Origin of the sequence: Paraburkholderia sp. SECH4 (assembly GCF_030511745.1) — a bacterium.
Lineage (GTDB): Bacteria > Pseudomonadota > Gammaproteobacteria > Burkholderiales > Burkholderiaceae > Paraburkholderia > Paraburkholderia madseniana.
On the sequence record NZ_JALOCP010000051.1, the window covers coordinates 1 to 12,119 of the forward strand.

The following is a 12,119-nucleotide window of genomic DNA, read 5'->3' on the forward strand; positions in this document are numbered from 1 at the left end:
CCGGCAAAGAGAAGTAGGTGCCGCCCCGCACAGGGGCAACACTAATAGACCACTAGCAATTCAAGGAAAGGCCAAAGCCATAAGAACACTGACAAAAAGCGCCACGCAGGCAAAAACCCATTATTCAATCCCCAGCCGAGCCCGAATCGCCGGCAACATATACTCAACCGCCGCGCGCCCCTCTTCTATAGCCGGCCCCGCCCGGTGAAAATCAAAAATCCCCATCCCGCCCAGCCGCGGCTGAATCAGAATATCCGCTGGCTCACCCGCCAGCCGGCTCCGCGAAATCCGCACCTGCATGATGTCGATGCTCTGCGCGATCGAACTCAGCATCGACGGCACGCGCGCACTCGGCGCCGGCGCCACGCGCACGTCATCGGAAGCGCGCCCTTCGGCGGGTGCCAGCCAGCGTGGCCAGGGCTTCCCATTACGCCGCAGCGCGACCGGCGGCGGCGCATCCGGATCGAGCGCCGGCGTGTCGACCGCCGCACCACCGAAATCGCGGCCATTCAGAATATCGTTGTTCAGATCGACCGCAATCACGCAGTCCGCCCGCATGCCGCGCGCCACCGAGACCGGCACCGGGTTGCTCAAACCGCCGTCCACCAGCCACACGCCGTTGTGAAACACCGGCGTGAAAATCCCCGGAATCGCAATCGAGGCGCGCACCGCGTCCACCACGCTGCCGTCCTGCAACCAGCTCTCGCGGCCCGAATCGAGTTCGGTGGCCACCGCCGCAAACGGCATGTTCAATTGCGCGATCGAGCGGCCGGCGAATTTGTCCGCGAATATCTGGATCACCTTGCGCCCGCCCAGCAGGCCGCCCGAAAAACGCAGATCGAGCAGCCTCACCACAGTTTGCCAGGTGAGCTTCGAAACCCATTCTTCGAGCCAGTCGAGATCGCCGTTGGCATACACGGCACCCACCAGCGCACCGATCGACGTGCCGCACACCACATCCGGCTTGATGCCCGCGTCGTGCAACGCGCGGATCGCACCGATATGCGCCCAGCCACGTGCTGCACCGCCCCCCAACACCAGCCCGATCCGGCTGTATCGACGTCGATTTATCATGTGTTCCCCGCCTTTTATCGGCTAGCGCCCGCGTATCACGTCCGAGCGCGATGTCGTGTACACCTTCTGATATTGGTCGAAGTGCACGTTGAAAATGCCTTCTTCGGTCACGCCGCCCTCGCGCCACTTCCAGCTCCACACGGTTTCCGGTTTGAGCGGAAACACGGCGGTCTGGCCTGGCTTGCCGAGCAGGCGGCGCACTTCGTCTTCAGTCATGCCGATGCGAACCTTCCCGAAGTTGTCGGCGGTCAGCACCTGCGTGATGGATTGCAATTTGCCGTCACGGTCGATGTCGACCATGTACGTGTTGAGCCCCTGCGGGCCACGCGGATATTCGAAACGCTTGGATCCGTCGGTAAACGTGCGCTCGGTTTCCGGCTTGCCCATCTGATCGCGGATCTGCGCTTCGGTGGTAATGCCCGGCGTCATATTCTTGAGTAGCAACGCGTCCGGCTTGACGGCGTTGAAGAATTCCTTGAGTTTTTGCACGGCGCGGTCGCTCTGTTGGTCGTCGCAACCGGTCAGTGCAACGCACGCGGCCAGCATGGCGATAGTAAGCAGTTTGAGGCTCACAGCGAGTTTCCTGTACGGACACGAAGCGGCAATTCGCCCGCATCCTTTTGTGTAGCGCGTACTACAGGATAACCGCGTGCGGAAAAAACCGCGAGCGAAGGCAACAAGGCGGCTGTGGGCCGTCGTCATGCAGCGTGGTTTGCGGTGGAATGCGATTGCGCGACGAGGTTGCGAAAAAAACCGGGGAAAGCCACAGGAAAAACCACCAGCGAAGACGTCGCACATCGCGCCGCAACAGGCGCGGCAAGAGGGCGGAAAATCCGCAGTGAACCCGAGAAAGCCGTCGCCACAAGCAAAAAGGCGACGCTGTGCAAAGCGTCGCCAAGTCGGTCGATGGTCAAACCGGAAAACAGACAGCGGCTGAACAGCCGCTTGAAACGCAGCATCACGGACGACGCGCAGCGGTCCGGTCCCGGGCGAAGCGGTGAGAGACCTTGACCTCTGACCTTGCGCCGTCGCCGGAATGGCGGACCGCTGCTTGTTTGGCCGCCCTGGTCCCTCGATAAGCCTTCCAAGTGCAGCTAATCTAAACGGATTGGCCGATTTAAACGAGAGCGCGTTTACACCGAATCGGCAGAGGATTTGCAGTGTGCTGCGCAGGCGCTGCACCCGGTTTGCGTGGCGGTCGCGCAGTTCTCCCTACGCGCGGACAAACGCGGCAAAACCCGCACGCCCTGCCCCCTGCAGCACCGAGTCGTTCTGCGGCGTATGAATCCGCGCGCACAGCACATCGCGATAGTGGCGCTCGAGCGCATTGTCACGACTCAGACCGGGATTGCCGCTCGCCTCGACGGCCAGTTGCACCGCCTCGATGGCCTGATTCGCCACCATGTATTTGACGAGCGGCGCTTCGTTGAGTGTCACGCGTTCAGCATGCACGCTTGCGTCGAGCAGCACGCGATTGCTGAACAGCAGCGCGTCGATGCGGCCGAGCGTCTGCTGAAACGCGGGCAGGCTCGCGAGCGGCGCGCCGAGATTGCCAGGTGTGCGTTCAGCGGCCCATTGCGCGAACCAGTCGCGCGCCGCCCGTGCGACGCCGTCGTACACCGCCGACAACAGCACGCTCATCCAGGCGAAGCCGAGTGCATCGAGTCCCGCACCCGGCTCGCCGGGCGGATGGACGTCAACCGCATGAGCGGCCGGTACGAACACGTTGTCGAACACGAGCTCGTGACTGCCCGTGGCGCGCATGCCAAGATGATTCCACTCGCTGCCGACTCGCACGCCCGGGGTGTCCCGATGTACCAGCCACACGCCGACGCGCGGCGGCGTCTCGTCGCTGCGCGCCCATACCGCAAGCCAGGTGAGGCCGGGGCTGCCGGTCGAGTACAGCTTGCTGCCGTCGATGATCCAGCCATCGGCACTGCGCCTCGCAAGCGTCGACGGCAAGCCGCCGCGTGCCGGCGTGCCCAGCTCGGGTTCGACGCGCAGCGAGTTGATCAATGCGCCATCGCGTACCGCTTCACGCGCCACACGTTCACGCAGTTCGACAGGCCAATGCGGGTTGCCCTGCAAGCGATGATGAAACAGGTATTGCATCACCAGCACCAGTGCCGTGGACGGCTCGCCGCGCGCCACTGCGCGCACCACCTTCAAGGCCTGCGGCAAGCTCGCACCCGCGCCGCCAAGCAATGCGGGCACCGTCAGCGAGAGCAGATCGAATTCGTGCAGGCGCGCCAGGTTGGCGTGAGGAAATTCGGCCGTGCGGTCGTAGTGAGCCGCACCGGCAGCGAACTCGCTCGTGAGCCGCCCGAGCAGTGCGTCGAACGCAGCGCTATCGAGCGGTGGATGACGGCGTGTCACCGCGCTATCGGCAATCGGGGCATTCATGCGAGGACTCCGGCAGGCCGCATCAAGGCAGCGGGAAGCTGCGATCGAAGCTCGTCCGCACGTCGAGATGCGCACGGATCACGTTGGCGGCTTCGTAGGTATCGGCAGTGCGCTGCTGCGCGCTGACGACGCTGTCGTCGATCGCAACCGGATGCACCTGGCCGCGCTGATAGACGGTTTTCAGCACATCGGTCGGCAGACCGGTGACTTTTGATTGCATCGCCGCCACTTCATCGGGATGCGAAAGCGCCCAACGCTGGCCGATCGCCACGCGTCGCAGGAAGTCGGCGAGTTGCGCGCGCTTGTCCGCGATCGCACGTTCGGTCGCAACCTGATAGCTAAGCCCTTCGGACAGGCCCACGCCGTTGGCGATGATGCGATCGTGATCGCGCGCTTCGCCGAGTGCCGTGTACGGGTCCCACACCGACCATGCGTCGACACTGCCCGACGCCAGCGCCGCCTTCGCATCGGCGGGTGCGAGGAACACGAACGTGACGTCGCTGACCGGCACATTGGCCTTCTTCAATGCGGCGAGTGCGAGATAGTGGCCGATCGAGCCACGCGTCGTGGCGATACGTTTACCCTTCAGGCTCGCTGCATCGTTCAACGGCGATTGCGCGCCGACGACGATCGCCAGATCCAGCGGATTCGACCGAGTCGCTGCGACCGCACGTACCCGCGCGCCGGCTGCGAGCGCGAACACGAGCGGCGCATCGCCCAGTCCGCCGACATCCACCGCGCCGGCGTTCAGCGCTTCGCCAAGCGGTTGCGCGGCAGGAAAGTTGAACCACTCGATCTTGTACGGCAGGTCTTTGAGTTGTCCGGATGCTTCGAGAATGCCGCGTGTTTGCAAGGACTGGTCGCCGACTTTGAGCACGGGTAGATCCGCTGCATAAGACTGCGTTGCGCAAAGCGTCGCGCACAGTGCGAGCACCGCCGCGCCGAGTGGTTTGAGCAACGCGCGTTGCAAGACGGATGAAGCGGAGAACGAAGAACTAGAAGTCGTCATGGCGGCGATTACGTCGAGGCATTCAGATAATGTGCTATCGACGATAAGGCACGCATCTGTATAAGACAAACGCATTATTCTGCTAAGCAAATATGCGAATTTTCTTGCCCGGTGAGGCGTGCGCGCACATCGATACGGGTATCATCGAACGCACGAATCTTGCGCCTCGCTGCGCACTCATCAAGTCACCGCTCATCATGAAGATCGACGAAATCGACGCCTACGTCACCGTCATTCGCTGTCAGTCATTGCAACAGGCGGCGCTCTCACTCGGCCTCACGCAGCCGGCGATCACGCGCCGTCTGCAGAATTTCGAAGAGGCGCTCGGCGTCGAATTGCTCGACCGCAATACACGTCCGCTCAAGGCGACGGCAACGGGCCGCATCGTCTACGAACAATGCCGCGTGATCCAGCGTGAACTCGACGTGCTGCGCGAGATCGTCGCCACCGACACGCCGCCCGTGGGCACGCTGCGCCTCGGCGTCGCTCAGACAATTGCCGATATCGCGCTGACCGATGCGATGCGCGGCCTCAAGTCGGCTTATCCGGATCTGCAGGCGCGTGCGTCGACCGGTTGGGGCAGCCAGCTTCTGCAACGCGTCGAACAGGGCGAACTCGACGCCGCCGCAATCCTGCTGCCGAGCAACAAGACCTTCGACGAGATCTTGTTGGCGCGCTCGCTTGGCCGCATCAAACTGGCCGTGGTCGCGCAGAAAGGCATGTTGAAAAAACGCACGCACGCGCTGGCGGAATGCCAGTCGATCGGGTGGGTGTTGAATCCGGATGGATGCGGCTTTCGCGATGGCCTGCAACGCACGCTGACAGGTCTCGGACTCGCGCTCAAGCTCAATCTGGAAACGCTCGGCACCGAACTGCAATTGCAACTGGTCGCCGACGGCAACGGTCTCGGCCTCGTGCCCTTACCGCTGCTGCACGCCAGCGCTCACGCGGACGCACTCGATATCGTGTCGATCAGCGACTTCAAGCCACTCATCGACATCTGGCTCGTGCATCCGCGCGTGCTGGGTAAATTGCAACAGCCGGTCGAGCGCTTCGGCGCGGCGATCGAGCGGCAATTCAAGGAAGCGCGAGCGCAGCGCGCGGCTTGAGCCACGCGCCGCTTGCCCATCAGATCACGCGAAAACCGTGTGTACCATCGCGCCCAAGCTGAGCAACGAGGCCGTACTCCCACTCCAGATAGGCGTTCATCGCTTCGCGCGCGTTGTCGGTTCCCTCATACGGACGACGATACCGATCGATGCGCGGAGACGCCAGCCGCGTCTCACCGCTCTCCACGGCAAAGCCCGCTTCGATCCACGCGTTCGTGCCGCCGGCCAGCACCTGCACCGGCTTGCCCGTCAGTGCCGCCAACTCAGGCGCGGCAAAGCGCGCAAGCAGACTGCTGCCGCAGGTCACCACATAACGCTGCGCATCCGGCAGCTTGCGCAACGCTTCGTCGAGTTGCCCACGAATCGCGAACCATGCGCCCGGAATATGGCGCTTCACATAGTTCGCGCTGGTCGTGAAATCCAGCACGACGGTGCCCGGTGATTGCAGCAGCGTCACCAGTCCGGCCGGTGTGATCTCATCGGCAGCAGGCGGCGTGGGCGCAAAGCGCGCGGCGGGCGCGGCGCCCTTTTCGCTGAAGTCCGCGTTGCCCAGGCCGTCCACCACATACACCTCGACGTTCATCTGCGCGAGCCACGACGCGGTCATGTTCGCGCGCACGCCGTCGTTATCGGCGAGGATCACGCGCGCGCCGCGCACCGGCGCAAACATGTCGGTCTCCTGCACGAGCTGACCGCCCGGCGCATTGCGAAAACCGGGCACGTGGCCCGCTTCGTATTCTTCCGGCGTACGTACGTCGAAACGATAAACGGTGCGCACCGCTTCATCGGCCCAGCGACGCGCTTCGTCACGCGAAGTGCGGCCTACCCTGGCGCGATCCGCCACCGCGCGCGCGGAATCAGCGGCGGCGAGGCGAAGCGTGTCGTCGACAATCGGCTCGAAGCGACGCGAGCTGCCATGCGCGAGCGCCTGACCGGCAAGCGTCCAGCCGATGGTGCCATTGCGAAGCGCCGCGACCGGATTCGGCACGCCCGCATTGATCAACGACTGCGCACCGATGATGCTGCGCGTGCGCCCCGCGCAATTGACGATGATCCGCGTGGCGGGATTCGGCGCGAGCTGCCGCGCACGCAGCACCAGTTCCGCGCCCGGCACGCTGATGCTGCCGGGAATATTCATGGTCTGGTATTCGTCGAAACGGCGTGCGTCGAGCACCACCACATCGGCTTCATGATCGAGCAGCGCGAGCACTTGCGGCGCGCCGAGCGACGGCGTATGGCGTTCGCTTTCGACCAGTTCGCCGAACGCCTTGCTCGGTACATTGACGTCCTGGAACAGCTCGCCGCCCGCCTCACGCCAGCCTTGCAAACCGCCATCGAGCAGCGCGACATCGGTATAGCCCAGCTCGTTCAAGCGGCGTGCGGCGCGTTCGGCAAGCCCGTCGCCATCGTCGAACACGACGACCGGCACGTCGCGGCGCGGCAAGCGCACCGGCGCTTCCAGTTCGAGCCGCGAGAGCGGCAGGTTGGCCGCGAACAGCGGATGACTGCGTGCGTGCGGATCCTCCTCACGCACGTCGACGAGCGCGATTTCCTCGCGCTCGAGCAGTGCGCGGCGCACGTCTTTGAATGATCGGGTACGGAATTCTGTAGCGAAACTCATGAGATCAGGGACTCCTTCGAAACATTCCAGATATTCGGCAACACATCGTTCGAGTAGCCGGAGCTAAAGGTTTTTCGGCCTCCGCCGGCCGGATAGACGGAACGCGTCACCGCGCCAATATTTCCACCGTACACGTGAATGCTGATCGACGTACGATCGTCAAAAGCATTACTGACACGATGGATATCGCCAATGCGCGGCGACACGGCATCCACCGCGCCGGCATCGAGGCGCTTTGCCGCCCCCTTTTCTTCCAGCGCGCCGTCTGGCGTGATGCGATATCCCTGAGCAATTTCCGCACCACGCAACACACCGATCAAACCCCATACGGTGTGGTCATGAACCGGCGTCGACTGGCCCGGTCCCCATACAAAACTTACGATTGAAAAACGCTGCTGCGAATCCGCGTGCAGCAGGAATTGTTGATAGCGCTCGGGATCGGGCTGCGCGAAGGCGTCGGGCAACCAGTCGTCGTGGGCGATCAGTTCGCGCAGCGCGGCGCCGCCGGCTTCGAGCAGATGCACCTCGGGCGCGCGTTCGTCGACGAGCGACGCAATCCGGCCAACAAACGCGCGCAGCCGGTCCGGTCTCAAGGCTTGAGTCATCGAATGTTCAGAATGTAGGTTGACTTGAATTTGTCACGCACCGCGGGCGAGCGCGGCGTTGAAGGTGTCGGTCCATAACGGTGCGACGTCGACATGCCGGTCGATGACCGCGGCGCGCGCGAACGTGTCGGCAACCTGCTGCTCGCTGGCAATGTCCGCCGCCGTGACGCCGGCCACGCGGCGCGCCTGGCTCTGGTTGCGATACAAGGAACGGATCGCCTCCTCGGGCACCCGCAACTCCGCTGACAATACCTTCGCGTAGGCGTCCTGATGCTGTCCGAACCACGTGCAGGCGCGTTGCAGCCGCACCAGCAGATCCGCGGACGCGGCCCGCCGTTGCGGATCGGCGAGTACCGACGGATGACCGTAGTACAGGTAATTGCCGGACAAATAGCCGTTGGCGTTTTTCAGCACGCGCGCGCCAGCTTGAGAGATCGCAAGCGGCACGTTGTAGCCGTAGATCGCCCAGGCATCGAGCGAACCGGCGTTGAAAGCGGCGAAACCGTCGCGCGGCGCGAGCGAGGTGGCCTGAATATCGCTGAACGATAGCCCCGCCTCTTCGAGCATGCGCAGCAGGTAGTAGTGCGTCGTGGTGGCGCGCAGATAGCCGACGCGTTTGCCCTTCAGATCGGCGATCGAGCGGATCGTCGAGCCCTTCGGGACCAGCACCACCTGATTGTTGACGTCGTCCTTGTAGACGGCGATCACGCGCAACTGGGCGTTCTGCAGCCGCGCGAAGATCGGCGGGATTTCGCTGCCGGAGGCGATATCGAGCGAGCCGCCGTTCATCGCCTCGACCATCGCGTTGCCGGACTGGAATTCGGACCAGTCGATGGTGTATGGCGTATCGGCGAGGCCTGCGGTTTTCAGTAGCGTCGCGTCGCCGCCTTTGTAGGTTGCGACGCGCAAACGGACTTTGCTGAGATCGACAGGCGGATCGGTTTTCTCGCTTGCTGCCGGTGTGGCTGCTGCGGCGGCTGTCGAAATCAAACCTGTGCCTGCTGCGCCGAGAAATGAGGCTGAAAGCGCGGCTGACAGCGCGGACACGAGCCGGCGGCGCCGGAGCGAAACCGGCGAATCGAAACGTTGGGTCATCTTATGGGGTGCTCAGGTAAGGACGTCAGGCTCGGCTTCAACCAGCCCTTCCAGCAGGCTCTGGAACGCAAACAGCGCACCGCCAGGGCGGCCGACCTGCTCGTGCGTGAGCGTGGCGACGTCGTGCGGGATGGCTTTTGGCGTGCCGGCGGCTTCGGCGAGCAATTGCGCATGGCAGGCGTTATCGAGCGCGATATACCACCAGGCCGCCGCTTCGACGCTCGGACCCGCCGTCAGGATGCCGTGATTCTTCAGGATCACCGCCTTTCGTTCACCCAGCGCTGCGGCGATGCGCGCGCCTTCATCGGTATCGAGCACCACGCCGCGGAAATCGTCGAACAAGGCGTGGTCCTGATAGAACGCGCACGAGTCCTGCGTCAACGGATCGAGCGTGCGGCCGAGCGTCGACCATGCCTTGCCGTAGAGCGAATGCGTGTGCGCGGCGGCGATTACATCGGGGCGCGCCTCGTGAATCGCCGCGTGAATCGCGAAGGCCGCCTGATTCACCGGACCCTCGCCGACCACGATCTCCCCTTCTGCATTCACCAGCAGCAGATCGGACACGCGAATGCGGCTGAAGTGCTTGCCGAACGGATTGACCCAGAAGTGATCGGGCCACTCCGGATCGCGCGCGGTGATATGGCCGGCGAGACCCTGATCGAAACCATAGCGGGCGAACAGGCGAAACGCCACGGCGAGCCGTTCCTGCCGATAGCGACGTTCGGCCGCGATGCTGGCGCGCGGCGGGACGTCGTCGAACCAGAATTTGCGCAGCGGCGCGTGACGCTGGAGCGGAGGCGTATCTGCGGTGTTTTGCAGCGTGGGGGCACTTTGTCGAGCTGGAGCGTCTTGCAGCGCGTGCTTGCTTAGCGGCTCTGGGGTGCCTTGCAACGCGCTGGTGCTTAGCGGCACCGGGGTGTCTTGCGGCGCGTTAGTGCTTTGCGGCTCTGGGGTGCCTTGCAACGCGTTAGTACTTTGCGGCTCGGGGGTGTTTTGCAACGCGGCGGACAGATCGGTCATCGTGGCTCCGTTCAGGCGGCTACGCGTTCGACGCGCGCGATCCGTTCGCGAGTGGCCGGAATCAGCTCGCGGCCATAGTCGACGGCGTCTTCGAGCGGATCGAAGCCGCGCACGAGGAAGGTCGACACGCCGAGCGCGTAATACTCCGCCAGCGTTTCGGCGACCTGCTCCGGCGCGCCGACCAGCGCGGTCGAATTCGAGCGTCCGCCGATTTCCTTGGCGACGCCGGTCCACAGACGTTCATCGACGCGATCCGACTCACCCGATGCCGCGAGCAGCCGCCGCGCGCCTTCGCTTTGCGCCGGGCCGCCGACGCCGAGTCCTTGCGCCGCGCGCAGCCGCCGGGTTTCCTCGAGGATGTGCTCCGCGCGTTCCCACGCGGCTGCTTCGGTAGCCGCGAGGATGGGCCGGAACGATACGGAAAAGCGCACGTTACGGCCGTGTTTAGCGGCTTCGGCACGCACGCGGGTGACCTGTTCGCGCACTTGCGCCTTCGATTCGCCCCAAAGCGCGTAGACATCGGCATGACGTCCGGCGATTTCGAGCGCGGGCGCGGATGCGCCGCCGAAGTACACGGGGATATGGGGTTGCTGCACCGGCTTCACTTCGGAGAAGCCTTGTTCGAAGCGGTAGTACTGACCGCTGTGATCGAAGGGTTTCGCTTCGGTCCAGATGCGGCGCAGGATGTGCAGGTATTCGTCGGTGCGGGCATAGCGTTCGTCATGCGACAGGTAGTCCCCGTCGCGGCGTTGTTCCGCGTCATCGCCACCGGAGATGATGTGGACGGCGAGACGGCCGCCGGAATAGTGATCGAGGGTTGCCAGTTGGCGCGCGGCGAGCGTGGGCGAGACGAAGCCCGGGCGATGGGCGAGCATGAAATGCACTTTGCTCGTGACGCTGGCCGCGTGGGCGACGGTGAGGAGCGCGTCGGGACTCGTCGAATGATGCGGCACGAGGATGCGGTCGAAGCCCGCGGCTTCGTGAGCGCGGGCGAATTGCTCCACGTAGTCGATGTCGATGATTGGCCCTTGCGGGGCGTGGGTCTCGGACACCTTGCGGGTCTGGATCATGCCGATGAATTCGATGGACACGGTGGTGTCTCCCAAGGTGGTTTTTTGCCCGGCGGGGCGGTGGCTTTCTTGATTGGATGCGGTGCTCTGTTCGAGGGGATTAAGGTAGCAGCGCTACATGCGGATGTTAAATATTGATCGGACATATCTATATCGGGATTGCATGTAAAGATGGGGGGTTTGGCTACGCCGGGATTTTTTTTGTGTGTGCTTAGTGCTTTGGGATTTTCTTGATCTTGTTTGCCTGCTCGGCGCTTTTGTCAGTGTTCTTAGGGCTTTGGCCTTTCCTTGTTTTGTTAGTGGTCTATTAGCGTTGCCCCTGTGCGGGGCGGCACCTACTTCTCTTTGCCGGCTGCAAAGAGAAGTAGGCAAGAGAAAGCAGCTCAAACCGCTACTACTAAGTGAGCACCGTGGTCTGCTGCGGGTAGTGGTGCATCTGGAATCCGTGTTCTCTCACATTCCGCGTTAGTGACAAAGGACTCATCAGCTCCCACTCCGCACTACGTGCGTCGCGGACGGGTCTGCATGGGAAACCAGGGGCTTCGGCTGAGCTCTGTGAGGGCCGTCGGCTTCGCCTCGGCGACACGCCTCTGCATTCACCCGGGAACCCCTACCTCAAATGATTTGTCGGTGCCCCGCAATCACCGTCACCGTCACCGTCACCGTCACCGTCACGGTCACGGTCACGGTCACGGCTGCGGTGGCGGTGGCGGTGGCGGTGGCGGTGGCGATGCAATGACGAGCCACGGTCCGGTGGCGAGACGTGGGCGTCAAAACGCAGGGATCGGTTTTTGAACTGCTCTTCGGCGCGCGCAGCGCCGCCGGAAGTATGACGCCCTTGTCACTGGCGCATGCAGGGGCACGAACACAGATTCCAGATGCACCACTACCCGCAGCAGACCACGGGCCCCACTTAGCAGTAGCGGTTTGAGCTGCTTTCTCTTGCCTACTTCTCTTTGCAGCCGGCAAAGAGAAGTAGGTGCCGCCCCGCACAGGGGCAACGCCAATAGACCACTAACAATTCAAGGAAAGGCCAAAGCCCTAAGAACACAGACAAACAACCCCCGCCGGAGGCAACAAACCGATAACCCCCTTCCACGAACGTGGACATCC

General features: G+C 63.4%; 11 protein-coding genes. 1 reads left to right on the plus strand and 10 read right to left on the minus strand.

Features of this window, described 5'->3' with window-relative positions:
* Positions 1-120 precede the first annotated feature (120 nt).
* The 5 genes from M0D67_RS37690 to M0D67_RS37710 form a co-directional block, all read right to left on the minus strand.
* Positions 121-1,074, minus strand: coding sequence for a patatin-like phospholipase family protein (locus M0D67_RS37690; RefSeq protein ID WP_171929487.1), 954 nt, complete (start codon positions 1,072-1,074; stop codon positions 121-123).
* A 21-nt stretch (positions 1,075-1,095) separates the two neighbouring features.
* Positions 1,096-1,647 carry a hypothetical protein gene (locus M0D67_RS37695; protein WP_168435927.1) on the minus strand — a complete coding sequence of 184 codons (552 nt, stop codon included), beginning with the start codon at positions 1,645-1,647 and terminating at the stop codon, positions 1,096-1,098.
* A gap of 125 nt (positions 1,648-1,772) precedes the next feature.
* The gene (locus tag M0D67_RS37700) at positions 1,773-2,033 is read right to left on the minus strand and encodes a hypothetical protein (protein WP_154565694.1); all 261 of its coding nucleotides are present in this window, start codon (positions 2,031-2,033) and stop codon (positions 1,773-1,775) included.
* 253 nt (positions 2,034-2,286) lie between these two features.
* A complete protein-coding gene (locus M0D67_RS37705) occupies positions 2,287-3,477 on the minus strand; it encodes an acyl-CoA dehydrogenase family protein (RefSeq protein ID WP_154565693.1) in 1,191 nt (396 codons plus the stop codon).
* A gap of 22 nt (positions 3,478-3,499) precedes the next feature.
* Positions 3,500-4,486, minus strand: coding sequence for an ABC transporter substrate-binding protein (locus M0D67_RS37710; RefSeq protein WP_154565692.1), 987 nt, complete (start codon positions 4,484-4,486; stop codon positions 3,500-3,502).
* A gap of 197 nt (positions 4,487-4,683) precedes the next feature.
* Between M0D67_RS37710 and M0D67_RS37715 the strand changes: the two genes are divergently transcribed.
* A complete protein-coding gene (locus M0D67_RS37715; RefSeq protein ID WP_154565698.1) occupies positions 4,684-5,595 on the plus strand; it encodes a LysR family transcriptional regulator in 912 nt (303 codons plus the stop codon).
* 19 nt (positions 5,596-5,614) lie between these two features.
* Here M0D67_RS37715 and M0D67_RS37720 read toward each other — a convergent pair whose 3' ends face one another.
* The 5 genes from M0D67_RS37720 to M0D67_RS37740 form a co-directional block, all read right to left on the minus strand.
* On the minus strand, positions 5,615-7,216 hold the full coding sequence (locus tag M0D67_RS37720) for a rhodanese-related sulfurtransferase (protein WP_171929486.1): 1,602 nt from the start codon (positions 7,214-7,216) through the stop codon (positions 5,615-5,617).
* Positions 7,213-7,821 carry a cysteine dioxygenase gene (locus M0D67_RS37725; RefSeq protein WP_171929485.1) on the minus strand — a complete coding sequence of 203 codons (609 nt, stop codon included), beginning with the start codon at positions 7,819-7,821 and terminating at the stop codon, positions 7,213-7,215. The genes M0D67_RS37720 and M0D67_RS37725 overlap by 4 nt, the downstream gene beginning before the upstream one ends.
* 33 nt (positions 7,822-7,854) lie before the next feature.
* On the minus strand, positions 7,855-8,916 hold the full coding sequence (locus M0D67_RS37730) for an ABC transporter substrate-binding protein (RefSeq protein ID WP_171929484.1): 1,062 nt from the start codon (positions 8,914-8,916) through the stop codon (positions 7,855-7,857).
* Between the two features lie 12 nt (positions 8,917-8,928).
* On the minus strand, positions 8,929-9,735 hold the full coding sequence (locus M0D67_RS37735) for a class II aldolase/adducin family protein (RefSeq protein WP_171929488.1): 807 nt from the start codon (positions 9,733-9,735) through the stop codon (positions 8,929-8,931).
* A 212-nt stretch (positions 9,736-9,947) separates the two neighbouring features.
* A complete protein-coding gene (locus M0D67_RS37740; RefSeq protein ID WP_171929606.1) occupies positions 9,948-11,027 on the minus strand; it encodes an LLM class flavin-dependent oxidoreductase in 1,080 nt (359 codons plus the stop codon).
* Positions 11,028-12,119: the final 1,092 nt, after the last annotated feature.

Excerpts from the sequence above, each read along its gene's own strand:
- M0D67_RS37730 (WP_171929484.1), bottom strand. The coding sequence starts at position 8,916 with ATGACCCAACGTTTCGATTCGCCGGTTTCGCTCCGGCGCCGCCGGCTC.
- M0D67_RS37710 (WP_154565692.1), bottom strand. The coding sequence starts at position 4,486 with ATGACGACTTCTAGTTCTTCGTTCTCCGCTTCATCCGTCTTGCAACGC.
- M0D67_RS37725 (WP_171929485.1), bottom strand. The coding sequence starts at position 7,821 with ATGACTCAAGCCTTGAGACCGGACCGGCTGCGCGCGTTTGTTGGCCGG.
- M0D67_RS37720 (WP_171929486.1), bottom strand. The coding sequence starts at position 7,216 with ATGAGTTTCGCTACAGAATTCCGTACCCGATCATTCAAAGACGTGCGC.
- M0D67_RS37690 (WP_171929487.1), bottom strand. The coding sequence starts at position 1,074 with ATGATAAATCGACGTCGATACAGCCGGATCGGGCTGGTGTTGGGGGGC.
- M0D67_RS37715 (WP_154565698.1), top strand. The coding sequence starts at position 4,684 with ATGAAGATCGACGAAATCGACGCCTACGTCACCGTCATTCGCTGTCAG.
- M0D67_RS37700 (WP_154565694.1), bottom strand. The coding sequence starts at position 2,033 with ATGCTGCGTTTCAAGCGGCTGTTCAGCCGCTGTCTGTTTTCCGGTTTG.
- M0D67_RS37705 (WP_154565693.1), bottom strand. The coding sequence starts at position 3,477 with ATGAATGCCCCGATTGCCGATAGCGCGGTGACACGCCGTCATCCACCG.